General features: G+C 46.0%; 24 protein-coding genes and 3 tRNA genes. 12 read left to right on the top strand and 15 right to left on the bottom strand.

Going from position 1 to position 26,999, the window contains the following annotated elements; genetic code table 11:
• Positions 1 to 36 precede the first annotated feature (36 nt).
• Positions 37 to 1,698, bottom strand: coding sequence for a DNA repair protein RecN (gene recN, locus ACINWC323_RS04915; protein ID WP_009514194.1), 1,662 nt, complete (start codon positions 1,696 to 1,698; stop codon positions 37 to 39).
• Between the two features lie 662 nt (positions 1,699 to 2,360).
• Between recN and ppnP the strand changes: the two genes are divergently transcribed.
• The 3 genes from ppnP (at position 2,361) to ACINWC323_RS04930 (ending at position 4,572) form a co-directional block, all read left to right on the top strand.
• A complete protein-coding gene (gene ppnP, locus ACINWC323_RS04920) occupies positions 2,361 to 2,687 on the top strand; it encodes a pyrimidine/purine nucleoside phosphorylase (RefSeq protein ID WP_004774082.1) in 327 nt (108 codons plus the stop codon).
• A gap of 195 nt (positions 2,688 to 2,882) precedes the next feature.
• Complete coding sequence (gene rlmB / locus ACINWC323_RS04925) at positions 2,883 to 3,629, top strand: 23S rRNA (guanosine(2251)-2'-O)-methyltransferase RlmB (RefSeq protein WP_032881640.1); 747 nt, start codon at positions 2,883 to 2,885, stop codon at positions 3,627 to 3,629.
• A gap of 31 nt (positions 3,630 to 3,660) precedes the next feature.
• On the top strand, positions 3,661 to 4,572 hold the full coding sequence (locus ACINWC323_RS04930) for a DMT family transporter (protein ID WP_009514172.1): 912 nt from the start codon (positions 3,661 to 3,663) through the stop codon (positions 4,570 to 4,572).
• Here ACINWC323_RS04930 and coaE read toward each other — a convergent pair.
• From coaE to pilB, 4 genes are read right to left on the bottom strand one after another with little or no spacing between them, the layout of a single operon-like run.
• Positions 4,569 to 5,174, bottom strand: coding sequence for a dephospho-CoA kinase (coaE, locus tag ACINWC323_RS04935; protein ID WP_009514338.1), 606 nt, complete (start codon positions 5,172 to 5,174; stop codon positions 4,569 to 4,571). The genes ACINWC323_RS04930 and coaE overlap by 4 nt on opposite strands.
• A 1-nt stretch (position 5,175) precedes the next feature.
• Entirely contained in the window at positions 5,176 to 6,036 is an 861-nt protein-coding gene (locus ACINWC323_RS20485; RefSeq protein ID WP_009514346.1) for a prepilin peptidase, read from the bottom strand.
• Between the two features lie 5 nt (positions 6,037 to 6,041).
• Complete coding sequence (locus ACINWC323_RS04945; RefSeq protein WP_004774089.1) at positions 6,042 to 7,268, bottom strand: type II secretion system F family protein; 1,227 nt, start codon at positions 7,266 to 7,268, stop codon at positions 6,042 to 6,044.
• A 24-nt stretch (positions 7,269 to 7,292) separates the two neighbouring features.
• On the bottom strand, positions 7,293 to 9,005 hold the full coding sequence (gene pilB, locus ACINWC323_RS04950; RefSeq protein WP_032875426.1) for a type IV-A pilus assembly ATPase PilB: 1,713 nt from the start codon (positions 9,003 to 9,005) through the stop codon (positions 7,293 to 7,295).
• 371 nt (positions 9,006 to 9,376) lie between these two features.
• On the opposite strand from pilB, the gene tpiA reads away from it, so the two are divergent.
• The 9 genes from tpiA to ACINWC323_RS04995 all read left to right on the top strand — a co-directional run bounded on the left by tpiA (position 9,377) and on the right by ACINWC323_RS04995 (position 16,310).
• Entirely contained in the window at positions 9,377 to 10,168 is a 792-nt protein-coding gene (gene tpiA, locus ACINWC323_RS04955) for a triose-phosphate isomerase (RefSeq protein ID WP_032881639.1), read from the top strand.
• A gap of 12 nt (positions 10,169 to 10,180) precedes the next feature.
• Positions 10,181 to 10,510 carry a preprotein translocase subunit SecG gene (gene secG, locus ACINWC323_RS04960; protein WP_005226447.1) on the top strand — a complete coding sequence of 110 codons (330 nt, stop codon included), beginning with the start codon at positions 10,181 to 10,183 and terminating at the stop codon, positions 10,508 to 10,510.
• Between the two features lie 56 nt (positions 10,511 to 10,566).
• Positions 10,567 to 10,651: transfer RNA gene (locus ACINWC323_RS04965), tRNA-Leu, on the top strand.
• A gap of 45 nt (positions 10,652 to 10,696) precedes the next feature.
• Positions 10,697 to 10,773 (top strand) — tRNA-Met (locus tag ACINWC323_RS04970).
• Between the two features lie 88 nt (positions 10,774 to 10,861).
• Positions 10,862 to 10,938, top strand: a tRNA-Met gene (locus ACINWC323_RS04975).
• 199 nt (positions 10,939 to 11,137) lie between these two features.
• Entirely contained in the window at positions 11,138 to 11,662 is a 525-nt protein-coding gene (rimP, locus tag ACINWC323_RS04980) for a ribosome maturation factor RimP (protein WP_005280873.1), read from the top strand.
• Positions 11,663 to 11,699: 37 nt separating this feature from the next.
• On the top strand, positions 11,700 to 13,184 hold the full coding sequence (nusA, locus tag ACINWC323_RS04985) for a transcription termination factor NusA (RefSeq protein ID WP_004774096.1): 1,485 nt from the start codon (positions 11,700 to 11,702) through the stop codon (positions 13,182 to 13,184).
• A 10-nt stretch (positions 13,185 to 13,194) separates the two neighbouring features.
• A complete protein-coding gene (infB, locus tag ACINWC323_RS04990) occupies positions 13,195 to 15,909 on the top strand; it encodes a translation initiation factor IF-2 (RefSeq protein ID WP_005226452.1) in 2,715 nt (904 codons plus the stop codon).
• A complete protein-coding gene (locus ACINWC323_RS04995) occupies positions 15,909 to 16,310 on the top strand; it encodes a ribosome-binding factor A (protein ID WP_004774100.1) in 402 nt (133 codons plus the stop codon). Before infB ends, ACINWC323_RS04995 begins: the two co-directional genes overlap by 1 nt.
• A 56-nt stretch (positions 16,311 to 16,366) precedes the next feature.
• Here the strand turns inward: ACINWC323_RS04995 and ACINWC323_RS05000 are convergent, their stop codons facing one another.
• The 10 genes from ACINWC323_RS05000 to ACINWC323_RS05045 all read right to left on the bottom strand — a co-directional run bounded on the left by ACINWC323_RS05000 (position 16,367) and on the right by ACINWC323_RS05045 (position 26,988).
• Positions 16,367 to 16,741, bottom strand: coding sequence for a Na+/H+ antiporter subunit G (locus ACINWC323_RS05000; protein ID WP_005226454.1), 375 nt, complete (start codon positions 16,739 to 16,741; stop codon positions 16,367 to 16,369).
• A gap of 11 nt (positions 16,742 to 16,752) precedes the next feature.
• The gene (locus ACINWC323_RS05005; RefSeq protein WP_009514295.1) at positions 16,753 to 17,028 is read right to left on the bottom strand and encodes a monovalent cation/H+ antiporter subunit F; all 276 of its coding nucleotides are present in this window, start codon (positions 17,026 to 17,028) and stop codon (positions 16,753 to 16,755) included.
• Complete coding sequence (locus ACINWC323_RS05010) at positions 17,025 to 17,555, bottom strand: Na+/H+ antiporter subunit E (protein WP_005280861.1); 531 nt, start codon at positions 17,553 to 17,555, stop codon at positions 17,025 to 17,027. Before ACINWC323_RS05010 ends, ACINWC323_RS05005 begins: the two co-directional genes overlap by 4 nt.
• Positions 17,555 to 19,366, bottom strand: a complete 1,812-nt coding sequence (locus ACINWC323_RS05015) for a monovalent cation/H+ antiporter subunit D (protein ID WP_009514107.1) — start codon at positions 19,364 to 19,366, stop codon at positions 17,555 to 17,557. Before ACINWC323_RS05015 ends, ACINWC323_RS05010 begins: the two co-directional genes overlap by 1 nt.
• A complete protein-coding gene (locus ACINWC323_RS05020) occupies positions 19,366 to 19,734 on the bottom strand; it encodes a Na+/H+ antiporter subunit C (RefSeq protein ID WP_004774108.1) in 369 nt (122 codons plus the stop codon). Before ACINWC323_RS05020 ends, ACINWC323_RS05015 begins: the two co-directional genes overlap by 1 nt.
• Positions 19,727 to 22,579: a monovalent cation/H+ antiporter subunit A gene (locus ACINWC323_RS05025; protein WP_009514317.1), complete on the bottom strand. Its 2,853-nt coding sequence runs from the start codon at positions 22,577 to 22,579 to the stop codon at positions 19,727 to 19,729. The genes ACINWC323_RS05020 and ACINWC323_RS05025 overlap by 8 nt, the downstream gene beginning before the upstream one ends.
• Positions 22,580 to 22,829: 250 nt before the next feature.
• Entirely contained in the window at positions 22,830 to 24,212 is a 1,383-nt protein-coding gene (locus ACINWC323_RS05030; protein ID WP_009514233.1) for an ATP-binding protein, read from the bottom strand.
• Positions 24,213 to 24,236: 24 nt separating this feature from the next.
• Positions 24,237 to 25,739 (bottom strand): UvrD-helicase domain-containing protein, encoded by a 1,503-nt coding sequence (locus ACINWC323_RS05035; RefSeq protein WP_005226465.1) that lies wholly within the window; start codon positions 25,737 to 25,739, stop codon positions 24,237 to 24,239.
• Between the two features lie 9 nt (positions 25,740 to 25,748).
• Entirely contained in the window at positions 25,749 to 26,516 is a 768-nt protein-coding gene (gene hisIE, locus ACINWC323_RS05040) for a bifunctional phosphoribosyl-AMP cyclohydrolase/phosphoribosyl-ATP diphosphatase HisIE (protein WP_009514250.1), read from the bottom strand.
• A gap of 91 nt (positions 26,517 to 26,607) precedes the next feature.
• Entirely contained in the window at positions 26,608 to 26,988 is a 381-nt protein-coding gene (locus ACINWC323_RS05045) for a VOC family protein (protein WP_009514134.1), read from the bottom strand.
• Positions 26,989 to 26,999 lie beyond the last annotated feature (11 nt).

Below are 26,999 nucleotides of genomic sequence, written 5' to 3'. Positions count from 1 at the left end.
TTTCGCCAATTATTTTCTCATATTTTATGCCTTGGCTCAGGCCGACTGAAATTTTAGCTGTCGTAACTGTCTGGCATGTTGCAAAGTGGTCTCACTAATTTCAACGCCGCCCGACATGCGCGCCAACTCTAAAATACGTTGCTCTTCGCTCAGTTCGATAATGGTACTGCTGGCCGGATCGGTTTGTTGTTTCTTCACCAGCAGATGTTGGTCTGACTGTGCTGCAACCTGAGCCTGATGAGTGATACATAATAATTGGACGTGCTGGGCGAGATCCGCCAGTAAGCGTCCCACCACTTCAGCCGTCCCACCACTGATTCCGACATCAATTTCATCAAATACCAGCACTTCAGCATCTGTTTTTTCTGCATTCATGACTTGCATGACCAGGGCAATACGTGATAACTCGCCCCCGGAAGCTACGCGTGCCAGTGGTTGAGGTGGAATGCCTTTATTGGCCGTAAATAGCAGCTGGATAAAGCTGAGTCCTTCTGCATTGGCAGGCTCTAAGGGTTCAAACTTAAATTCAAAATGCGCTTCAGGCAGTGCCAAGGGTTTGACTTGTTCGGTGAGCTGTTTCGCTAATGGAATCGCTGCTGCACGACGAATGTCATCTAAATGCTGTGCTTTTTGCATAAAGTCCTGATAGGAGACTTCAACCTGCTCCGCCAGCGTTTCTGGGTCTTCCAGTTGGTGTAGCTGTTCTAATTCGTGCTGCCAGCTTTCATATTCCTGTTTCAGTAATTCGGGCTGGGTGCGATGCTTGCGGGCCAAACGATGGAATACCTCCAACGTCGCATTCAGTTGTTCCATCCGCTCCGGATCAAAGCTTTGACGGTCAATAAATTGACGCAGGCTTGCCGTAGCATCATCGATTTCACTTTGGGCATTCAACAAAGCGTTATAGATATTGGCGAGCTGCTCACTCCGGCCTGCATGAGACTCCAGGCGACGGATGATCGATGCCACTTCCTGGGTAATATTCTGTTCCGCTTCATCTAAGACATTCAGGCTATAGCTACAGTCCTGCATGATATGTTCATGGTGACTGAGACGATCAAACTCCTGTTCAATGTCCCGATAATCGGTTTGAACCACGTCTTCGAGTTCTTCAATCTGGGACTCGAGATTTTGTATTTTCTGAATGCGTGTTGCCTGTGCATCCAACGCTGCTTGATGCTGGCGGATATTCTTTTGCCAGGTACTATAGGCTTCACGAACGGCATTCGAGGGTTCAGCAAAATTGTGATAACGGTCTAGCCAGCGTTTCGGATAAGGTGGCTCTAATAACTGTTGTTGACTGTGCTGGCTATAGAGTTGTACCAGTAAACGGCCGATTTCCTTGAGCTCAGCTAAACTGCTGGGACGACCATTGATCCAGGCCTTGCTACGGCCTGTGGCAAAAATCACACGTCTTAAATGGATTTCACCTGAATCATCATCCAGTTCATGTTCGGCGAGCCATTGTGCTTCGGCACTATCCGCCTGATAACTAAATACGGCAGTCACATCGGCTTTGTCAGCGCCATAGCGGACATAGTTGGTATCGGTACGTTCACCCAGACATGCAGATAGCGCATCTAACAATAATGATTTGCCCGCGCCAGTTTCACCGGTCAATACATTGAAGCCTTGTTCAATATCTAAAGCCAAGTGGTCGGCGAGTGCAAAATTAATTAAAGTTAAATGGGTGAGCATAAACGCATCCAATGCACAGAATCTTTTGCTTAAAGATAGAGAAGTTTTAAAGTTGCTACAAGAGTTGAATGGTGGAATTTCCTGATTTACTGTGCGGATAAAGGGTTATTTTGTGATGTGTTTGACCTCTTGGCTTTTTCTTCAACATTTATAGTGGGGGAGCTCAGGTTTTGCGTTGAGTAGATCCAATTTGTTTGTCCGACGCTATGTACCGTATATGAGTCATATATGGTGCAAGGACTTGTGCTTAGGTAAATATTATTAATGTTTGCTGTTCCTCGCCACTTGTAGCTTAGCTGCTCGTCTTATTTCCAGACAAAGCGTTGCTTTATTTCCCCTTCACTCACAGCATATGAGCCATATATGGCGCAAGGTCTTGCGCTCAGGCAAAGTTTTACTTTGCTTTCCTCGCCACTCACAGCATAGCTGCTCGACTTGCGCTCGGACCTTACGAAGCGATGCTTCTCATGCTTTGTTAATCCTAGCCATTCGTAGCAGAGCTACTCGTCTTGCGCTCGGGCAAAGTTTCACTTTGCTTTTCCTCGCTCAGGTATGAAAATTGCTATGTTTAGCCCAGAAAATGGATTGATTAGTTGTCACGGCACAATTAAACTACGTCCAGCATAACCTAATATAAATGCGGCATTATTTGGAGAGTACGCATGAGTTCAGTGCAGTTTGATCATGTAACGGTCATTAAGAAATCGAATGTGTATTTTGGCGGGGCATGTATTAGCCACACCGTACAATTTGAAGATGGTACAAAAAAGACTTTAGGTGTAATTTTACCCACTGAACAGCCTTTAACTTTTGAAACACACGTGCCAGAGCGTATGGAAATTATTTCTGGCGAATGTCGTGTAAAAATCGCAGATAGTACAGAAAGTGAATTATTCCGTGCAGGGCAATCATTCTATGTCCCTGGCAATAGTACCTTCCTGATTGAAGCAGACGATGTACTCGATTATGTCTGTCATTTAGAAGGCTAACCTATTCCTTTCTAAATCGAGTACACTAGAGCCAATAGAAATCCTGTAAAGTCATTTTGCAGGATTTTTTTATTAGGTACTCTTGCGGAGCTATAATCGCTCCTCACCTGTAAAGTCACTTTGCAGGATTCTTATTTTTCAATATTCCTAACACTCTTTTTTATATAAAAGAGGACGTGCTAAACGAGGTCGTTCATGGCAAAACCTGAATATTATTATGGCGTTCATTCGGTGGAGTCATTGTTGGAGTTAGAGCCTGAACGCGTTTTGACTTTATTTACATTAAAAGGTCGAGATGACCAGCGTTTGCAAAAGATCTTGCAACTGGCCGAACCTTTCGGGATCAGCATCCAGAAAGCCAGTCGTGACAGTCTGGAAAAACTGGCAGGTTTACCTTTCCATCAAGGGGTGGTTGCTGCGGTACGCCCACATCCGACCTTGAATGAAAAAGATCTGGATGAACTCATGCAGCAGTCACCAGATGCGTTGTTACTGGCGCTTGATCAGGTGACTGACCCGCACAATCTTGGCGCGTGTATCCGTACCGCGGCAGCGATGGGGGTGCAGGCGGTGATTGTACCGCGTGACCGTTCAGCTAGCCTGACACCGACAGCACGTAAGGTTGCCGCGGGTGGGGCCGAGAAAGTTAAGTTTATTCAAGTGACCAATCTGGCAAGAACCTTGGCACATCTGAAAGACAGCACGCATACCCGTGTAATTGGGACCATGCTGGATGAAAAAGCATTACCGATTCATCAATGTGATTTTAACGGTCCTGTCGTGATCGTGATGGGTGCTGAAGATACCGGTTTAAGACCGATTACCCAGTCACAATGTGATCATACCGTGTATATCCCGATGTCGGGTGACCTGCAAAGTTTAAACGTCAGCGTGGCAACAGGTATGGCACTGTATGAAGCCTGCCGTCAACGTGGTGTATAATTTAAGCTCATATTGTTCTATGTAAGCCCAGATGACTGCTCGTACGCAAGGCTATTTCTTTGTCCTGATCACCATGTGTATCTGGGGCGGATTTACCATTTTTTCCCGCCTCAACGCACACTGGCATGTCAGTGTCTGGGATCTGGTGGCTATGCGTTTTGCCATAGCTTCCCTGATTTTATTGCCAGTTTTAATCTATAAAAAAGATCTCGCTTTTTTATGGAATCCGCGACCCGTGATTTTGGCGCTGATTGGCGGACTGGTGTATTGCCTTACGGTGTATAGCGCCTTTTTACATGCACCTGCTGCCCATGCAGCCATTTTCCTGAATGGCTGTATTCCGCTGTGTACCGCCGTCGCTGCCTATGTCTTGTTTAGACAGCCTTTTGATAAGCATACTTGGACCAGTCTGATCATCATGATGAGTGCATTGCTGTTGATGAGCTATTTGATGCTGCATGATCAAGCCTCAGGATTAGGCATTGGGGATCTACTTCTATTTGTCAGTGCAATCTGGTGGGGGATTTTCACGGTTTTGCTGAAACAGTGGAAGCTCTCAGCCTGGCACGCAACCGCAGGTGTGGTGATCTGGTCTGCAATTATCTATCTCCCTATTTATCTTCTATTTATTCCCAAGCATTTTCATGAAGCAACGCCTGCACATTTATTGATTCAGGGGCTTTTTTATGGTGTGCTGGTGGTTATTGTGGCAACCCTGACTTATGTGGCAGCCATTGAGCGATTAGGGGCATTTAAAACAGGCAGTATTGTCACCTTGGCCCCCTTCATTGCTGCGCTTATTGCTGTGCCTTTACTGAATGAGCCGTTGAATGCCGCGATTGTATGTGGCCTGATCGGGATGGGAATCGGTGCATTGCAGCCATGGCGCTGGTTGAGTAAAGATAGTCTGGCTGAGCAATTGGCCCGGCAGAAACAAGGTTAGAAAGCGTGTTCTGCGCGTTGTAAATAACTCAAGTGCAATGGTTTCAGTTGTTGATGCAGATGTTCCAATAAACCATCATTGACGACAATATCATTGGCTAGCTGTTGTTTTTGCGCACGGGGCATTTGTGCCGCAATGATTTTACGGATCTGTTCTTCGCTTTGTCCATCACGCTGACTGGCCCGTTGTAGCTGGGTTTGTTCATCAGCATCCACCAGTAAGGTATGGTGTGTAAGTTGATGCTGGTTAGTTTCAAAAAGTAAGGGTGAAACCAAAATTACATAAGGACTTTCGGCCTGTTGTAATTGCTGGATAATGGACTGGCGAATGGCGGGGTGGGTAATTTTTTCCAGCGTTTGACGGGCTGCCGGAAACTGGAAAATATGCTCACGTAGTGCTCTGCGATCTAAATTGCCGTCTTCCAATAAGACCCAGTCGCCAAAGGCTTGCTGTATTGCCTGTAATGCAGGCTGGCCTGGCTCAACCACTTCTCTGGCCACAATGTCGGCATCGACTACGCTAATACCTTGAGATTCAAACCATTGGGTCGCAGCTGATTTCCCACTACCAATACCGCCCGTAATCCCCAAGATAAAACCCATATTAACCACCTAAATAAACTTTCATGATTTGATCACCCCATAAAAAGGCGATCCAGCCTGCAATTGCAATATAAGGACCAAATGCAAATGGCTGATTTTCACCACGCATTTTCATCAAAATAATACCAATAATCGCACCGACCATTGAAGAGAGTAGCACAATTAAAGGCAGCAGCATTGGCCCCATCCATGCACCTAAGGCGGCTAACAGTTTAAAGTCACCATAGCCCATGCCTTCTTTACCTGTGATTAATTTGAAAATGTAATACACGATCCAGAGACATAAAAAACCAATGATATAACCCCAGATTGCCAGACTGGCCGAGGTATAAATGGCATAACTGTTAATTCCTAAACCTAAGGCGGCTAGGGGGAGGGTAAAGCGATCGGGTAGCAATTGGGTATCAAAATCAATAAAAGTCAGTGTGATCAAAACCCAGGTCAGCACTAAACCGAACAGCATTTGTAGGGTTGGGCCATAGACCGCAACGACCACCAGAGAACACAGCATGGTCAATAGTTCAATCAGCGGATAACGGATACTGATCGGATTGTGGCAACTGCCACATTTACCCCGCAGGGCTAACCAGCTAATCACAGGAATATTCTGGTACCAGCGAATAGGAGTGTCACACTTGGGACAAGTCGAAGCGGGTTGACTCAGTGTCAGTTTACTGTGGTCAATTATCGGCTGTTCAGGATGCAGAAGCATCTGGCATTCCTGCTGCCACTCTTGTTCCATCATCTTGGGTGTGCGGAAGATAACCACATTTAAAAAGCTGCCGATACATAAGCTTAAAAGCCCAACCGCAAGATACAGTGCAGTCGGGTTTTCAATAAAATAATTAATCATTTGTTGCATGCGAATTAGACCACAGAACCCATTTGGAAGATTGGTAGATACATGGCAACAACCAGACCACCGACTAAAATACCCAGTATAGCCATGATCAGCGGTTCCATCATAGAGGTTAAACCATCTACGGCATTGTCGACTTCATTTTCATAATGGGTGGCAACCTTATCCAGCATGCTGTCTAAGGCACCTGATTCTTCACCAATCGCGACCATTTGAATCGCCATTGAAGGGAAGCGGTTCGAAACACGCATGGCGAATTGTAGTTGCTGACCTGTGGCAACATCTTCGCGAATTTTCATAACCGCTTCTTCGTAAATCACATTATTGGTTGCACCCGCCGTTGATTCTAATGCATCAATCAGTGGGACACCTGCGGCAAATGTCGTGGCCAAGGTACGGCTATAGCGCGCAATAATGGCTTTATATACCAGATCGCCAAAAATAGGCGCTTTCAAAGCCATTTTATCGAGCAGATCGCGGAATTTCTTGCTGCGCTTTTTCGCTTCCAGAAAGGCAGCAATAATGGCACCAATCACGATAATCAGGATAAACCAGTACTCTTGCATCCACTTGGACATGTTCACCACCATTTTGGTGAATGCCGGAAGGTCTGCGCCAAAAGAACTGAACAGGTCCTGGAATACCGGTACCACTTTCACCATCAGAATAATGGTCACAATCACAGCCACCACAATCACCGTAGCCGGGTATTTCATGGCCTTTTTAATTTTCTGCTTGAGCAGCTCGCTTTTTTCTTTATAGATCGCAACGCGGTCTAACATGGTTTCCAGTGCACCCGACTGTTCACCCGACTCCACCAGCGAGCAGAACAGATTATCAAAATATTGCGGATACTTTTTTAAGGCACCGGCAAAGGTATTACCGCCTTCAACTTCGCCCTTGATCCCCAACACCACTTCGCGCATAGAGGGATTTTCCAAGCCTTCGGCCACGATTTCAAAGCCCTGTACCAAGGGTACACCTGCTTTCATCATGGTGGCCAATTGGCGGGTAAAAATCGTGATATCCAGTGTGGTCACTTTTTTCTTCATTAAACCTTCAAGAATATTCTTACGTTTTTCCCGAATATTCTTAATGGTGACCCCTTGTTTACGTAAGGTGACTTTCGCCAAAGCCATATTACGTGCCGGTAATTCCCCTTTAATTTTTGCCCCTTTCCGGTCAACCCCTTCATAAGCAAAAGTTGGCATCATTTGCGCTTTTTTAGCTGCCATGATTATTAATCCTTTTTATTGATTTTATTCACTTGTCACGCGGTTAATTTCTTGCAAAGAGGTAATTCCCTGCATCACCTTTTTTAAACCTGAACGGCGTAAATTATTAAAACCTGCTTGTTCGGATGCCGCTGCAATCTGTAAGGCATTGCCGTCTTCCATAATAATTCTGGAAATTTCTGGCGTAACTTTCATGACTTCATAGACGCCGACACGGCCTTTATAACCTTCACGACATTCGGCACAGCCCACCGGTTGAAAAATCTTGAAATCGGGATCGGCCATATCCTGTTCAGTAAAGCCAAGCTCTAACAGGCTTTGTTTTGGAATATCAATCGGTGCCTTACATTGCGAGCATAAGCGGCGTGCCAGACGTTGTGCAATCACCAGATTGACCGAAGTGGCAATGTTGAAGGACGGCACGCCCATATTGCGCAAACGCGTCAAGGTTTCAGGGGCGCTGTTGGTATGCAGTGTCGACATCACCATATGACCGGTTTGGGCGGCTTTAATGGCAATTTCTGCGGTTTCCAGATCCCGGATCTCACCGACCATGATGATGTCCGGATCCTGACGTAAGAATGCTTTCAATGCAGCAGAGAAGGTCAGACCAGTTTTAGGATTGACGTTGACCTGATTAATGCCTTCCAGATTGATCTCGACCGGATCTTCGGCAGTAGAAATATTGGTATCTTCAGTATTGAGGATATTCAAACCGGTATACAAAGACACGGTTTTACCGGAACCAGTTGGGCCGGTAATCAGCAGCATGCCTTGAGGCTTATCCAGCGCTTCCATAAATAAGGCTTTTTGCTCGTCCTCGTAACCCAGCGCTTCAATCCCGAGCATGGCACTGGATGGATCAAGAATACGCAGCACCAGCTTCTCGCCAAACAGTGTCGGCAGTGAGTTGACACGAAAGTCGATGGCTTTGGTTTTAGACAGTTTTAATTTAATACGGCCATCTTGCGGCATTCGTTTTTCAGAAATGTCCATTTGCGACATGACTTTTAAACGGGAGGCGAGACGGGTTGCCATTTGTAAGGGTGGTGTGGCAATTTGACGCAGCACCCCATCGACGCGGTAACGCACCCGATACATCTTTTCATAGGGTTCAAAATGTAAATCGGATGCGCCCATACGAATCGCATCGATTAATAATTTATTGATATATTTAACAATCGGGGACTCATCACCTTGTGGCGTATCGTCTTCTTCTTTGGCTGGATCCTGAGTTACATCAATATCCAGATCAAAATCTTCACTATCGCCAAAATCGAAACTGCCTGAATCACCAAATTGCTGTTCAATCAGTTTTTCGAGTTTGGTGTGCTCAACAATGATCGGTTCGATATTGAGCTTGGTGTTAAAGCGAATGGCGTCCAGTGCTTCGATATTGGTTGGATTGCTGGTCGCAACGTATAAAATCTGACCTCGCTGCAGCAGGGGCGCGACTCGATGTTTCTGAATCAGTTTGTTGTCGGCCAGATCACGCGGTAACAGGGCGGTATCGTACACGGCCAGATCAAATAACGGCTCACCAAACTCGGCTGCAATGGTTTCAGCAATGGTGAGTGGTGATAAACGATGATGTTCAATTAAATGTGCAACGATATCTTGACGTGCTTTTTTAGCTGTATCAATCGCTGTTTGCATGGTTGTTGCAGACAGATGACTGTCTTCAACTAACCGTCGAATAAACCCCGAAAACTTTGGAGACGTATGTAATCCTGACATCTGTCCGCCTTATGACAATAAATGTTTATAATATGTATCCTAAAAATTATACTTTTGTTAGGCAAAAATGCCACTAGCTAAAGTGTCGTTTTTGCCTTGGTTCATCGTTAAACTTTGAACTGATCGAGTTTTTTTACAAATTAATTTTATCTAATACGTTCATTTCTAAACTGATCCGATAGTTTTGCCCGCCACCAGCCTGTTGTTTTTAAATAAATATAACAAGCGACTAGCGCGTAAACTATAACCAGGCTGAGATGAAGATAAATTTTAAATTGATTTAGATCTAAACAATAGAAAAAAACTGAATTTTATAAAAATCCGTGTAAAATATGCAGCATTTTTGAAAATTAACAGTAGGCGGGCGAAGGATGTCGAATTCGACCATTACCCCTTGGGTTGTTGGCAATTGGAAGATGAATCCAATGCATGCGAATGCTTTCCAACTAATAGAAGAATTTAAGCAGTTATTACAGCAGGACAATATTGCTGCTGAGCAATGCCATATTGGTGTCGCACCAACCAGCATTGCCCTGACTGGGGTTCAGGCTCAGTTAAAAGATGCAGCCAGAGCCGTATATACCGTGGCTCAGGATCTTTCGCGTGTAGCTGGCACGGGTGCCTACACAGGTGAAGTCAGTGCGGAACTGTTAAAAGACAGTCAGATTGAATATGTATTGATTGGACATTCTGAGCGCCGTGAGTTATTCGGTGACAATGTCGAAATATTAAAAGCCAAGCTGCAAAATGCCTTAAGCGCTGGTTTAACTGTGATTTATTGCGTCGGTGAAACTCTGGAACAGCGTGAGCAGGGTGCAGCAGAGCAGGTGGTATTACAACAGATTTGTGACATTGCAGCGGTGGTAAAAGCTGAACAATGGCAAAATATTGTGGTAGCGTATGAACCGATCTGGGCTATCGGGACGGGTAAAACCGCGTCACCCGCAGATGCCCAGGCGATGCATGCAAAAATCCGTGAAGGCTTAAAGCAGATTACGGCATTTGGCGCCACGACTGCGATCTTGTACGGTGGTAGTGTAAAAGCTGAAAATGCGGTTGAATTGGCGGCATGTCCAGATATTAATGGTGCTTTGGTAGGCGGTGCGTCTTTAAATGCACAATCTTTTTACCAAATCGCAAAAGCATTTGCGCAAAGCAAATAACGAGGAAGAGAGATGTATAGTTTTATACTCGTTGTCCACATCATTCTGGCAATTTTGATTATTGCTTTGGTGCTGGTACAACAAGGTAAAGGTGCAGAAGCAGGCGCATCCTTTGGTGGTGGCGGTGCTGCAACCGTATTTGGTGCGTCAGGCGCAGGCAACTTTTTAACTCGTCTGACCGCGATTTTTACTGCACTGTTTTTTGTCACCAGTTTGACACTCGCTGTGTTTGCCAAGAAACAAACTACAGATGCCTATAGTTTGAAATCTGTTCAAACGACAACTTCTGCGCCGGCAACATCGCCTGAAACTTCATCAAATGCACCTAAAACGGCTGAATAAGTCGATTTAGGACTTTCCTTTTTGTATTGAAAGGAATAGAATGCGTCCCACAAACTGCGGTGGTGGTGGAATTGGTAGACACGCTACCTTGAGGTGGTAGTGCTTTCGGGCGTGGGGGTTCAAGTCCCCCCTTCCGCACCAAACTTAATAACCAGTTAAGTTCGGTGTATGCAGTGTTTGTGTTGATGCGGGATGGAGCAGTCTGGTAGCTCGTCGGGCTCATAACCCGAAGGTCGTTGGTTCAAATCCAGCTCCCGCTACCATTTGATTAAGGTGCAACTTAATCAGACGGATATGAAGAAAACTTAGATTGACTTTTTTTCATATTTGTATATAATTTTTGCACGTTGATGCGGGATGGAGCAGTCTGGTAGCTCGTCGGGCTCATAACCCGAAGGTCGTTGGTTCAAATCCAGCTCCCGCTACCAAGTTTCTAAAAAGAGGCTCACAATAAGGTGGGCCTTTTTGCACAGTGGGCTAAGCTTTTCTGTGTAACATAGGGGCGATTTACGCCCTTTTTTATTGGTTGTTTAGCTATCGTGTAGTTGTTCGACATCAATTGGTCAAATAGTCGTGCTTCACTATACGGTTAAGATTGATTGGCTCGTATAAGAGCGACGAGAGTACATGAAATTATCAAATAAATCACAAGCATTGCATGATCTTATTGCGCCAGCTGTAGCTGCGTGTGGTGTAGATCTGTGGGGGATTGAATTCCTGCCACAAGGTAAGCGTTCTTTACTACGTATTTATATCGATAAAGCGGTAGATGAGAGTGCTGAACCTGTCCTCAATGAAGATGGTGAAGTTGAACTCGGGCGTGGTATTGGCGTTCAGGATTGTGTTCTGGTAACACAACAAGTGGGTGCAATGCTTGATGTCCATGATCCAATTTCCGGTGAGTATGCTTTAGAAGTGTCATCACCAGGTTGGGATCGTCCATTTTTCCAACTTAATCAATTACCTGCCTATATCGGGCAACAAGTGGCTTTACGATTAATTGCTGCTGTCGAGAACCGTCGCAAATTTCAGGCGAAATTACTGGCTGTAGACTTGGAAAATGAACTGATTCAGGTTGAAGTTGAAGGTAATCATGTGCTTGAAATTGATAGTAATAATATTGATAAAGCAAATTTAATCTATCAAGACTAATATTAACTTAATTTTATAAGAAATCGGTAGGTGACTTATGGGCCGCGAAATTCTTACCGTTGCAGAAACGGTTAGTAATGAAAAAGGTGTGAGTCGTGAAGCGATCTTCCAAGCGTTAGAGCAAGCACTTGTTGCGGCAACGAAGAAAAAGTTTTACGAAGGCACACATTCTGAAGAAGCTCAACTCCGTGTTGAGATTGATCGTAAAACTGGTGATTACCGTACTTTCCGTCAATGGACGGTGGTTGCGGATGAAGATCATGAAATGCCAGCATGCCAGGACGCAATTTCTGATGTAGACCCTGCGAAGTGGTCAATCGGCGATGTGCGTGAACTTGAAGTTGAATCAATCGAGTTTGGCCGTATTGCTGCGCAAATCGCTAAGCAAGTAATCGTACAGAAGATTCGTGAAGCAGAGCGCGCATTGGTTGCGGATGCATATGAATCTAAAGTCGGTGAGTTGATTTACGGTGAAGTGAAAAAGCAAACCAAAGATGGCTTTATCATTGATCTGGGTGACAACGCTGAAGCTTACTTGGCGCGTGAAGAAACCATTCACAAAGAAATTTTACGCCCTAAACAGCGTATCAATGCGATTTTGTACAACGTCAACCGTGAAGGCCGTGGTGCACAATTATTATTGTCTCGCGCACGCCCTGAAATGCTGATTGCCTTGATGAAGAAAGAAATTCCAGAAATTTCTGAAGAAATCATTGAAATTAAAGCAGCAGCGCGTCAACCGGGTGTTCGTGCTAAAATTGCAGTGAAAACCAATGACCATCGTATTGACCCAGTAGGTGCATGTATTGGTATGCGTGGTACACGTATCCAGGCGGTACAGCAAGAGTTGAACGGTGAGCGTATTGATGTGGTGGTGTGGTCTGATGATCCGGCACAATATATCGCCAGTGCGTTAGAGCCAGCTGACGTATCCGGTATTGTCCTTGATGAAGATGCACGTAGTGCGGACATTATTTTCGCAACCAATGATCAGTTAGCGCGTGCCATTGGTTCGCAAGGGCAAAATGTTCGTTTAGCATCGGAATTGACGGGTTATAAACTCGACATGATGTTAGAAGAAGAGTATCGTGCTCGTCAGCAAAATGAAGCACAGCAATATTTAGACATGTTTATTACACGTCTTGATATTGAAGAAGACCTGGCAATGGCATTGGTCGAAATGGGCTTCACTTCGTTAGAAGAAATTGCTTACGTTCCGGCTGAAACATTTGATGAAATCGAGCTTGAAGCTGATTTGGTTGAATTGCTACAGAGTCGTGCGAAAGAAGCTGCTTTGACGGATGCATTGAAACAGCAAGAAAATATTCAAGAGCCAAGTGCAGAACTTCTCGGTATGGAAGGTATGACAACCGAGATTGCATATGCATTGGCGGCGCGTGGTGTGGTTACTGTTGATGATTTGGCAGACCAGGCAACTGACGATATTTCTGATATCGAAGGTTTAGGTCATGACAAAGCGGGTCAATTAATCATGAAAGCACGTGAATCATGGTTTAACTAGGAGATAATAGATGACGGACAAGTCGATTCAAGAGTTAGCACTCAGCGTAGAACGTCCTGTAGAGAAACTCCTGGAACAGGTTCGCGAAGCAGGCTTACCACAGCGTAAAGCAGATGACATTATTACCACTGAACAGCAAGATACTTTGGTCAATCACTTGAAAAAAGTACATGGTCAGGAAAGTGGTAACACAGGAAAGATTGCGTTGAAACGTAAAACAACGAGTACTGCTAAAGTTACCAGTACTTCTGGTAAAGCAAAAAGCATTAATGTTGAAGTTCGCAAGAAACAGGTTTTTGCCAAGCCAAATCCAGAATTACTTGCAGCTGAAGCAAAAGCGCGTGTAGAAGCAGATGCGAAAGTCCGTGCTGAACAAAAAGTACGTGATGAAGCAGATCAAAAAGCTCGTCATAGCGCTGAACAAAAAGCCAATGCAACATTAGAAGCCATGCGTGCAGCGCATACTTCTGATAGCTCAGGTCAAAACACTGCGAAAGCAGCGGTTGTGGTGAAAAAGCGTAATAGCGACAAGGTGATTAAAGCGCCAGTGGTTCGCCCGACTGAAACACCAGAACAGAAAAAAGCACGTGAAGAGCAAACTGCTCAGTTGAAAGCGACTGAAGAAGCAGTACGTCGTAAAGCTGCTGAAGAAGCGCAGCAACGTACGCTTGAGCAAATGCGTCAGATGGCATCAAAATATTCAAATGATGATGCCACTGCAACCATTCGTGTAATTGATGATTCACCTTTAGCTGCCGGTCTTGTTGGTCAGGCCTATGAAGATTCCTTCAACAAGGAAGACCGTGAAATCAAACGCGGTGGGGCGACTGCAAATACACGTGGTGGTAAGAAAGGCGGACGTGGTGGCGATGCTCAGTCTGAGCAAAGCTTCAGCAAGAGCCATCACAAGCGCGGCTTGAAAACCAGCCAAGCCAACAAGCATGGTTTTGAAAAGCCTGTGAAGAAACAGGTTTATGATGTCGAGATCGGTGAGAAAATTATTGTTGCTGATCTTGCACAGAAAATGGCTGTTAAAGTTCGTGAAGTCATCAAGACCCTTATGAAAATGGGTGAGCTTGTGACTCAGAACCAAGCCATTGATCAAGATACTGCGGTACTTGTGGTTGAAGAATTGGGGCACAACCCAGTATTAGTTTCTGATACACAAGCAGAAGATAACTTACTGGTTGCAGCTGAAGAAGCACGTGGTGAGCAAACCACTCGTCCGCCAGTGGTGACGATCATGGGTCACGTTGACCATGGTAAAACCTCATTACTGGATCGTATCCGTCGCTCTAAAGTGGCAGCGGGCGAAGCGGGTGGTATTACTCAGCATATTGGTGCTTACCATGTTGAAACTGAGAAAGGCATTATTACTTTCCTAGATACACCAGGACACGCAGCGTTTACCTCTATGCGTGCACGTGGTGCGAAAGCAACTGATATCGTGGTCCTTGTTGTTGCTGCTGATGATGGTGTCATGCCACAAACAGCTGAAGCGATTGACCATGCGCGTGCTGCGGGTACGCCGATCATCGTTGCAATCAACAAAATGGATAAAGAATCAGCTGATCCAGATCGCGTATTAAACGAATTGACCACCAAAGGTATCGTGCCTGAAGAGTGGGGCGGTGATGTTCCAATTGCGAAAGTGTCTGCACATTCTGGTGAAGGTATCGATGGTTTACTTGACCTGATCCTGATCCAGTCTGAATTGATGGAGCTTAAAGCTTCTGCTGAAGGTGCGGCACAAGGTGTTGTAATTGAAGCACGTGTTGATAAAGGCCGTGGTGCAGTCACCTCGATCCTGGTACAAAACGGTACATTGAACATTGGTGACCTGGTATTGGCCGGTTCATCGTATGGTCGTGTACGTGCCATGTCAGACGAAAATGGTCAACGTATCACGTCTGCAGGTCCATCAATTCCTGTAGAAATCTTAGGTTTACCAGAAGCGCCAATGGCGGGTGATGAAGTTCTTGTGGTCAATGACGAGAAGAAAGCACGTGAAGTTGCTGATGCTCGTGCAGACCGTGAACGTCAAAAACGTCTTGAGCGCGCAAGCTCGATGCGTCTTGAAAACATCATGGCGTCAATGGGCAAGAAAGATGTTCCAACCGTTAACGTGGTACTCAAAACTGACGTACGCGGTACTTTGGAAGCATTGCATGTTGCACTTGATGAACTTGCAACTGATGAAGTGAAAGTCCGTGTAATCGGTTCTGGTGTTGGTGCAATCACCGAATCAGATGTTACTTTGGCTGAATCTTCAGAAGCAGTATTGTTAGGCTTCAACGTACGTGCCGACAATACAGCACGTCAAAAAGCTGACCAAGATGGTATCGATATTCGTTACTACAGCATCATCTATCAATTGATTGATGATGTAAAAGCTGCAATGAGCGGTAAGCTTGCACCTGAACACCGTGAGACAATCCTGGGTGTTGCTGAAGTGCGTGAAGTGTTCCACTCAAGCAAGTTTGGTGCAGCAGCAGGCTGTATGGTTCTTGAGGGTGTGTTACACCGTAACAAGCCAATTCGCGTATTACGTGATGACGTGGTTGTGTTCCAAGGCGAGCTTGAATCTCTTCGTCGCTATAAAGAAGTGGTTGAAGAAGTTCGTGCTGGTATGGAATGTGGTCTTGCAGTCAAAGGCTATAAAGACATCAAGGCACAAGATAAGATCGAAGTGTATGATGTTCAATTGATTAAACGGAGTCTTTAATGGCGGGTAGCCAACGCTTAAAGCGCATGGCGGATTCGGTACAGCGTGAGTTGTCCGAGCTGATCCGTCAGGAGCTTAAAGATCCACGTCTGGGTGGTCTGGTGACCATCTCAGCCGTGAAAGTCAGTGCAGATATGGGATATGCTGAAGTATATGTCACTGTAATGGGTCGTGAACTGGGCGATGACCAAAGTGAAGCTGCAAATAAAGAAACCTTGGATGTCTTGAATAAAGCATCGGGTTTCCTGCGTCATGAGTTGAGTCGTCGTATCAAGACACGGATTACGCCAAGATTGCGTTTCCATTACGACAAGACCAATGCCTATGGTAACTATATGTTTGGTCTGATTGCTGAAGCGGTTAAAGATCTGCCTGAACAAGAGCAAGATGAACAGAAGTAAATAGATATAAAAAAAGCCACCTTCGGGTGGCTTTTTTTATGCTCGGAATAAAAGAGTTAATCTTTCTTCAATGGATGGCGACGGTAGCGTTGCCAAGGAAGCGGACGATTTAAGGCTTCAGGTACCTCACCACTGGTTGAGCGTAAGCGTAAGTGGATGGCTGCCTGAGCCATCAAATTGGCGGATACGGGTGCAGTGATAAAGGCAAACAGGGTAATCAAAAGCTCGGCAAAACCGAAACGGCCTTGTGTCGCCCAGAAAATCATTGCCGCAATCAGGAAGCTACCAAGCCCTAAGGTACTAGATTTAGTCGGTGCATGGAGACGCATAAACAAGTCTGGCAGGCGGATCATGCCGATCGAACCGACCAGCATAAAGAAGGCGCCAAACACCACGAAGAATGAAATAATAATCTCAATAATCAGTTGCATGATGACGCTCCTTAATCAATCACGTGACCAGTAGTGAAATAGCGGGCGAGGGCAGCGGTCGAAACAAAGCCCAGCATGGCCACCAGAAGCGCACCTTCAAATAGATTGGTGCTGACCCAATAAATGCCCAACACGATGATTAAACAGGTGGCATTCAGGAACAGGGTATCCAGGGCCAGCAGTCGATCAATGACCGAAGGACCTGCAATCAGACGGATCAGGCACATAAACATCGAGATGGTAATTGCAATTAAGCCAATACCCAATGCATAAGGGAGAATAGTCATTTGGTTGCTCCTTCTGCTGCAATCTTCACGTCAAAGATTTCGATTAAAGGCATTTCATAACGCTTTTTAATGTCCTGAATATCAAGCTCGGCATTATCGGTACTGAGCGCATGTACCAGAATATCGCCACGCTCCTGATCAATCCCCGCTGAAACCGTACCGGGCGTAGTCGTAATGATCATGGCCAGCAAGGTGTTGACCTGCTCGTGTTCGGTTTCCAGAGGAACGCGATACCATTTCGGATGTAATTGATCCATAGGGCCAAGTACCATTTTAGCAACGCGGAAATTAGAGATCACGATATCCCAAAGCACCACGAAAAACAGTTTAATGGCAGGCATCCACTGAATATGCGGGGTTCTGTCAATAAAGGGGCTGACCAGGCGCGCAATCCCGATGGCCAGAATCACCGCAATTAAAAGATCGGTTACATCCAGACTGTGAGCCAGCATCAGCCAGCTCACAAAAATCAGCACAGACACAAAGGGATGCGGAAACCAACGGTCAAGCAAAGATAATTTTTGCATCAGTGTTCCTCCATTGGTTTTAACTGTGTGCTATTCGGAATGGTCGGTGCTTCCAAAACCTGCCCAGCGATTTGACGCTGCTTGTATTCAGAAATATGCTCACCTTGCAGTGTTGGCTTGGAAATAATATCCGGAATCAACAGGGCATTATGATCTTCGACTTCACCGCCATATTTGGTTTCAGGTAAATAACTCGGATCATAAGGCTGGACACTGATCGGTCGACCCTGCGCATCATTTTTCAGAATGGTCTGGTTATACAGGGCATGGTTCTGGATTTGCTGTGCCGTGGCTGTGGTATAGCTTTGGATAGGCGCAGCAAAGACTACATAGGCCATCAAGCTGGCCAGTAGAATATAGATGGCCTTGTCATTGCGTTTGGGTGCAACTTCAGGCAAAGCCTGATATTCAGCATAAGCAGCTTCTTTCTGGTCTTGTTCCGGTGGTGTTGCACGCCAGAACAGAATAAAACCTACCCGCGTCAGCGCGATAATGCTGAGCAAGCTGACGATCAGGATCACTGCAATAATCCAGCCCTGATAAGGCGTTTCCGCAGTGGCTTGTAAAATAAAGACTTTGCCCAAGAAACCACTGAAAGGTGGTAAACCAGCCAACATTAACGCAATGATGAAATAGGTAAATGCTGCTGCTTTTTCCTGCTTGATTTTAGGTGCAACTTTTAGATGGTCTTTGAAAGCACCCCGTTGTGAGGTGATCCAGCCACAGAATAAATAGAATGCTGCCCCGATCAAGGTGCTGTGTACCAGATAATACAGTGCCGCGGCCCATGCTTCGGTATTGAACATGGCAATCGCGATCAGCAGGGTACCGATTGACGATAACACCATAAAGCCGACAAAACGACGTAAGCGTTCTGCGCCAATTGCACCGACTACCCCATACAATGAAGTAATCAAGCCAATAATCAGCAGGCAGTTCTTGAGAATACTCTGGGCCATGACATCATCAAATACGGTCCCGTTGACCCTTAAAATCGCATAGATGCCGACTTTGGTCATGATGGTAAACAGTGCGGCAACAGGGGTGCTGGCAACGGCATAGGTTTTTGGCAACCAGAAGCCGACAGGCAGCATGGCAGCTTTAATACCAAACACCACAAATAGTAAAAAACCGCCTGCAATTGCAAGTTTATGCTGATCACCATCCAGAGTCGGAACCAGACGCCCGACATCGGCCATATTCAGGCTACCCACACTGCCATAGATCATGCCTAAGCCGATCAGGAACAGGGCAGAGGCGAGCAGGTTAATGGTGACGTAGTGAATCCCCAGTTGAAACCGTGGACGGCCCTGATCATGTAACAGCAGCACATAAGACGCCATCAACAGGATTTCAAAGAATACGAATAAGTTAAACAAGTCGCCGGTGAGGAAGGCGCCCGCGATTCCCATCAGCAGGAAATGCACCATGGTGTGGAAATAGCGTCCACGGGTGTCCCAGTTATCACTTGAAAACCAGATTACCGGTACCGCAAGCACATAAGTCAGCACCAGCATAAAGGCAGAAAGTTGGTCCAGTACCAGTACAATGCCAAAAGGTGCAGACCATTCGCTGAGTTGATATACCGTGATCTGTCCGGTACTGGCAATTCCCAGATAGCTCACCGCGGTGATGAGCCCCAGAATTGCTGAGCCCAGACTGATGCCGCGACGCCAAGGCTGGCGCCAATCTTGTTTTAACGAGCCTGAACCCGGGTTGCCGAGTAAGATCAATATAAAACTGGTAAAAGCCGGAATTAAGATACTGATAATCGGAGCATGAGCGTGCCAGAAATTATAAAAATCAAACATTATGGCTCATCCTCACGTGGGTCATAAGTCAAGGTGGGTTCTTCTTTGGAGTCGACATGATCAGTACCTGATTCATAACGGCTACGTAAGGCAAGTTGCACAATAAATGCTGTGGTTGCAAAGCCAATCACAATAGCAGTCAAGACCAGTGCCTGCGGCAATGGATCGGTGACTTTAGTGGCTTGGGTCAAGACAGCAGGGGCATTGATTTGCAAGCGTCCCATTGCGAACAGGAACAGGTTGACTGCATAACCGATCATGGCAAGGCCAAGCACAACAGGAAAGGTTCTGGCACGGAGAATCAAATAAATACCTGTTGCGGTCAGTAAACCAATCCCTGAAGCGAGTAAAAATTCAATACTAACCATTTTCTTTATCTCCACTTGGGATCGGGCCTGACATACTGGAGTGACGTGAGTCCCCCAAGACCGAGATCAATAACATGGTGGCCCCTACAACAGTGATATAAACCCCTGTATCAAAGGCAACTGCAGATGCAAGATGCATTTTTCCGAGTAACGGTGCTTCTACATAAATATGTGCACTGGTCAGGAATGGACGTGCCCAGAACCAGGCTGCAATACCGGTTAAACCGGCAATGGTTAAGCCAGAACCGATCCATAACTCATACAGACGGCCTGATTTGGCTTTGATCATCTGTTCGGTCTGGTCTTGTCCCAGCACGATGTACTGGATCACCAAGGCCATTGAGGTAATCAAGCCCGCGATGAAGCCGCCACCCGGCAGATTATGACCGCGCATGAAAATATACACACTGACCACAAGCGCGAGTGGCAAGATCCATGACGCAGTAATACGTAGCATCAGTGGAGAAGGGTTGAAGCGATAAGTCAGGCCTTGGGTCATGGTGGTACCATGCGCACGCATGCCATCCATCAAGCACAGCGCACCAATGGCTGCGATACCCAATACCGTGATTTCACCGAAGGTATCGAAGCCACGGAAATCCACCAGAATTACGTTCACCACATTTGATCCACCGCCAAGTGGAATCGCCTGTTGCATGAAGAACCACGAAATTGAATTGTGGTCACGGGTCAGTAACAGCCACGTAATCCAGCCAATACCCAATCCACCTACAATGGCCAGGGTTGCATCTCTCCAGCGGCGTGAACGACTCGATTCGTATGGTGTCAGTTGCGGCAGTAATGACAAGCTCATGAGCAGTAAAACCGTGGTCACGACGTCTACTGTAATTTGCGTTAATGCCAGGTCAGGTGCAGACAGGGTCACGAACACCATGGTCACCACTAAACCAACCGCACCACTGATCAGCACTGCCTTGATTCGTTCATGGTGGAACCATAGCATCATCCAGCAACCAGAGAACAACGTGAGCCATAACACGATCGCCACCCACGGCGCATGGGTCAGTTCTCGTGTCCCTGTGGTCAGTCCCTGATTCAACAGCGGCAGTGCCACCATGACAATACTAAACAGGACGATCCAGAGCAGATAGCTTTGCAGAGAACCATTTTCAGTGGTTTGCTTCATGCGGCGACTGCTGAGCAGTAAATGTTTCAGGAACAGATCGAACAGGACTCGGCCCTGAAATTTACCCAGATGTGGATCAAGATCAATCTTGCGAATGCGTCCGTCTTTGGCTAGTGCGAAATAGAACAATGCTCCGCCAATTAAGGCAATCACACTCATTAGCAACGGTGCATTCACCCCATGCCAGATCGCCAGATGCACACCTTCAAATTCAGGTTGAGCCAGACTGGCACGCGTCACGCTATTCACTAGGGTGCCTGCGAGCAGGGCAGGGAGGATGCCGACCAAGATACACAAAGTCGCAAGGATGATTGCGGGTAAGCGCATGCCTAATGGTGGTTCATGCGCATCTTTATTTGGAACCTGTTTACCCAGCGGACCATCAAAGAACACACCGTGAACCAGTCGAATCGAATAACTCACTGCAAAAATACCGGCCAAGGTCGCAATAATGGCCGAGATCACCATGACCGGACCAGATAGATTCGCCAGTAACTCGGTAAAGAACATCTCTTTGGAGATGAAACCATTGGTGAGGGGAACGCCTGCCATAGATGCCGCCGTGATCATGGTCAAGGTTGCAGTGAAGGGAAGTAGTTGCCAGACACCACTAAGCTTACGCAAGTCACGGGTACCGGTTTCATGGTCGATAATCCCTGCAATCATGAACAATGCCGCTTTAAAGGTGGCATGGTTGATGATATGGAATACTGCCGCTGCAACGGCAAGCGGTGAACCGATACCGAGCAGGCAGACAATCAAACCTAAATGGCTGATAGTTGAATAGGCCAGAAGTCCTTTCAGGTCTTCTTTGAAAATTGCAAAACCTGCGGCCATACACAAGGTGAATAGACCGACAAAGGTCACGATGTTGTGGTACAGCGCAGCACCGATAAAAATAGGTGCTAAACGGGCCAGCAGGAAAATCCCTGCCTTGACCATTGTTGCCGAATGCAGATAAGCCGAGACAGGCGTAGGTGCTGCCATGGCATTGGGTAACCAGAAGTGAAACGGGAACTGCGCACTTTTGGTAAAAGCCCCAAGTAAGATCAGCAATAAGGTCGGAACAAATAGCGCATGTTGCTGAATGGTATTTTTCATCAGCACCAGTTGGTCGATCTGATAAGTTCCGGTGATCTGACCCAGTAAGACAAAGCCCCCCAGCATTGCCAAACCACCCATACCTGTGATCGTAAGTGCCATACGGGCACCACGCTGGGCCGCATCATACTGACTCCAGTAACCGACCAGCAGGAAAGAGGAAATACTGGTTAACTCCCAAAACACCAATAACAGGATCAGGTTGTTGGAGAGCGAAATCCCCAGCATGGCTGCCATAAACAGCATTAATAATTGATAGAGTTTACTGAGCGAGTTTTTCGGGCTGAGATAATAATAGGCATAAATATAAATGAGTGTGCCGATACCGCTAATCAGCAGACCAAACAATAAACCTAATGCATCCAGTCGAAAACTAAGATTGATCCCAAGCTGCGGAAGCCAGTCCCAGCTTTGTTGCAGGGTATTGCCCTGTAGAACCGTTTCTGCCTGAGTAAGAAGTAAAATAAAACAGCTAAGGCTGATGCCAATCGCCCCAAGTGCCGTCACGCCCCGTGAAATACGTTGCAATTGTGAGACAAGGGTGGTGCCGAGTATGAGCGGTAATAGGATAATAATCGGTAGCACACTGGTATCCATGTCGATGATTTAGGTCGAGACCTAAGGGTGAATTTTTTTCAAGACTTACAGGCACTCAAAGAGAATACCAAAAACTTTAAATCTTGAAGCCCAATCAAGTTAACGGAGGCAGCAAGTTGTATTGCACAACTTGAAAATAAAAAATGAGATTTATTTTACTATAAAACATCAATAAAAATCTGATGTTATTACATGAAAATAACAACACTTTTTGTTTTAAACCACGGAATTATCCAGTTTGGGCAATCAATTAAAGTGGGCTCTCCTGCGGGGTGTCATCGATCTTGAGCAAGTGAATTAAATCGCTCTTTTCCTGTTCATTCAGAGCCTGAATCTGATGAAATAACTCATCAACTTTGTTCGATAAAGGATCAGCCTGCAGGACATTTTGCTGTTCGATTGAACTCATCTCTTGTGTTTGTGCCAGCTCTTGATACAAGGCCGAAAGCTGCTGTTGGGAGGCTTCCAGATCAATTTCATAAATGCCTTTTTGATCCAGTTTCAGGCATTGATATTGCGCTGCATGCTCAAGTAAGGCATCACGGTTGCCTGTGCTAATAATTTGCAGGCGAGGAAATGCCTGATGTAAGCGCGCCAGAATTTCAGCACACATATGCTGGTCGAGCTGGTGATCAATCTGGTCAATCAGCAAAATCCCTTCACCTTCCAGACAGGGATTAAAACAGTGCTGGTTTAATAAACACAGTCGTCGGCTGATATCGCCCACCAGTGCAATCCAGGCTTTCATCGAAGCAGACAGCAGTTGGAAGGGCAGGGTCTGTTCCTGATAGCGCACCATTAACTGCAGTTTGGGTACGTATTGAATGTAAATATCATTCAGTTCGGGAAAAACGGTTTGTAGACTGCTTTTCAAGGCATACAAATTCGGTGCAGACAGCTGTTTAGGATGATTGACCAGTTCCTGCTGCAATTCTTGCAAAATTTCTGACTGGTTTTGCTGATTAAAATCATTGCCCATTAAACGCCGGACTATGTGAGCCGAATGCGCATTCTCTACATCGCTGATTTCACGCAACCATTCAAAAAAACGCGCAAAAGTGGTGTAAGGAATTGCAGTCAGATCATAGGCAGCAATTTCCTGCAAAGTCCCCGGTGTATTTTTACTTTGTAAATTAATATCTTGTACAAAACGCTCAGCCGGATAGTAGGCAATCAGTGGTAAGCCGAGGAGCGGGTCCTGCTGATTGGTTTTCTGATACAGCGTAACCAGCTGGTCGAGTTGCTGGGTTTCCACCTGACTGATGCCAACACCTTGGGCATTAAAGGTTTTATACAACTTCCACATGCAGGTCTGGGTATCGGCGGTCTGGGCGGTGCTACTTTCCGGTAAGGCCACATTCAGCTCACTGCTCATGCGCACATGCATCTGGATTTTGGCTTGAAGTCTATTTAACAGGATATCCTGATCGGCAATTACCACCCCTGCAGTACGTATATCTTTATAACGTGCAGAAAACCAGGTCAGGCTTTGGTAGATATTTTTTAAAATGGTGCTTTTACCGGTGGCCTGATCACCCAAAATCAGGGTGATGGGCTGCTGTTCAGGATAGAAATCGAGTTTCAGATCCCGAAACATGCCGATATGTTTAAAAAGAACCGATTCAAGTTGCATAAGCTGACCTCAATCATGAGCGCTTTAACCTGCGGACTGACGAAGACTTGCGGGCGCTCGCTGTTTTAATTGTTGTATTAAGTCGTATAAATGATGAATATTTAAACTTACTTTAGCACGCGTGCAGGCCACGTAAAGTAATCTTAACTCTTCATCTGTAATTTTATGTTCCATTCCATTTATTTTAAACTGGTAGTCATCTTCGATATGAACACGGTTCCACTCCAGTCCTTTGGCTTTATGGGCCGTCGAGATGACATAATCCGCCTGCTCAATCGGCGTGATTTTTGCCAGTGCCCGTTTTAGTGGATCGGTACCATGATCGTCAACCAGTTTGACTAAAGGCTTGATATCACTGCCATCATTGGTTTCACAATACTCATGCACATCATGCCATGAGTTAAACCAGGCCAGTTCAGGCACATCGGTGATGCGTTTACCTTGTTTCAGCAAACTGGCAGCATCGACAAAGCGGCTGAGTTTTTGATGATCGGCTTGCAGGCTGACTTTATCTCCATGCACCAGACCAGAAAGCAGTAACTCCATGGCACGGGCATTGGTCCGGCACAGGATCGCATCCCGCATTTTGGTATGTGGCTTGTTGACGACACTCGATTTAACATTGGGATTGCCGAGTAAGGGCACGGTTTCATTCAATGCGCCGAGTAAGCTATTGGCTACATCGGCAATCGCGTCACCAAAACGGAAAGAAGTGGTGAGACGGCTTTCCGGTAAGGGCATTTGCTGCATGGCATTGATTGCTCCACGCCATGCATAGATTTGCTGATGGGCATCGCCGACATAAATCACCTGGGTACTTTTTTGACGGAGCAAAATGCCCAGCATCAATGGATCGGCATCCTGTGCTTCATCAAACAGCACATAGTCTGCTGGAATATTCGGTTCCGATAAGGCCCATAGTTTCAGGTAAATATCATGCCCAATGCCCGCCTGATGATTGGGATCAATCGACTCCAGCCAACGACGTTCTACCGCAGGGTAGAGGTGTTGCTGTAAGGCTTCAATGTCATCCAGATGTAACCAGCTTGGTGCCTGAATATGACGTGGGGCTGGGTATTGGGAACTGGTCGAACAAAAATAGCTGACCGCATTGGCCACCAGACTGGCCAGACGGCTGGGCATCAGGACATATTTTTCATAGCGTCCGCCCATCAGGCGACGTAATGTAATGGGCTCCAGACGATATTCTTTGGCAATAAAACTCGGGCTGAGACGGGGCAGCCGTAACTTGTCGGTGACTCCACGTGGAACACTACGAAATGCCAGTGAGTGGAAGGTGCGACAGTTTACATTGCCATGAAATTTATTCTGTGCTTCTGAAGCAATTGCCTTGTTAAAGGCCAGATACATACCACGCCGTTCTGGCATGGCATCACTGATCATTTGCAAAGTCGTGGTTTTACCTGTGCCAGCATACGCAATCACTTTAAAAGACTGGCCTAAACGGGCATTGTCTATGGCAATTGCTTGCTCATAGGTGGCTTTTGGTTTTTCTATATTTGACACAGGCTCTATTTACGCTTCTTGACTACGGTTCGCTTTTTCAACTAAACCAGACAAACCTTGGCGACGTGCCAGTTCATCCAGTACCACTTGCGGATCAAGGTCGAAATAACCCAGCATGACAATACTGTGGAACCAGAGATCGGCGACTTCATAAACCAGATCGTGTTTATTTTCCAGTGAGGCATGCACGGCATAATCTTTGGCAGCGATAATGCTTTCGACACTTTCCTCACCGACTTTTTCTAAAATTTTATTGATGCCTTTTTTGTACAGGCTAGCCACATAAGAGTTGTCGGCTTCGGCATTTTTACGTTCTTGCATCAAACGCCCGAGATAAGCAAGCACATCCACCTGTTCATTTTGAACCTGATCATGTGCTTCAACTTTTGCCGATGCGCCATAAATCGCCGTCGGGTCTTTCAGTTGGGCATCTACGATTTCCCAGCCTTGTGGGGTAAGTTTGCGATAGAAGCAAGATTCACGACCTGTGTGACAGGCAATGCCACCATGCTGTTCAATTTGTAGAATGATGACATCGGCATCGCAATCGAGACGAATTTCATGCACGGTTTGAAAGTGCCCTGACTCTTCGCCTTTGTGCCAGAGTTTTTGACGTGAACGCGAGTAATACACCGCCTGATTTTTTTCCGCAGTCAGTTGTAATGCCTCACGATTCATCCACGCAACCATTAACACTCGACCTGTTTGATGATGTTGTGCAATGGCAGGAACAAGACCATTGGAATCAAATTTAACTTCATCTAACCAGTTTGACATGAGTGAAAATCCATTGGGTGGAAAGCAGCTAGTGTAGCGTTTGTGGCTGGGGTTGGCTATGCTTGCGGGCTAAAAAATCGCGGATAGGGCATTAAAGATCGTTCGATATTTCAATCAGATTCTGATCCGGATCACGGAAATAAATTGAAAGGATTTTTCCCATTGCCCCTGTTCTTTGCACAGGACCTTCAATGATTTCAATGTGCTGGGCCTGAAGATGTGCAATCACTTCATTGAGTGGCGTTTCCGCAATAAAACATAAATCGGCTGAACCTGGCGTTGGGTGAAGTGCTTTAGGTTCAAACGCTTTGCCTGCTTGATGCAGGTTAATTTTTTGATGACCAAATTGTAGCGCCTTGCGGTTTTCACCAAAAACAATGACTTCAAAATTCAGGGCTGATTGATAGAATTTACACGTTGTCTCAATATCGGCAACGGTCAGAACCAGATGGTCTAAATGACTAATTTTCATATTTCACTGTG

It is taken from the genome of Acinetobacter sp. WC-323 (genome assembly GCF_000314615.1).
In the GTDB taxonomy this organism is placed as follows: Bacteria; Pseudomonadota; Gammaproteobacteria; order Pseudomonadales; family Moraxellaceae; genus Acinetobacter; species Acinetobacter courvalinii.
The sequence above is the reverse complement of the archived record's forward strand: the minus strand, read 5'-3'. Positions and strand labels throughout refer to the sequence as shown.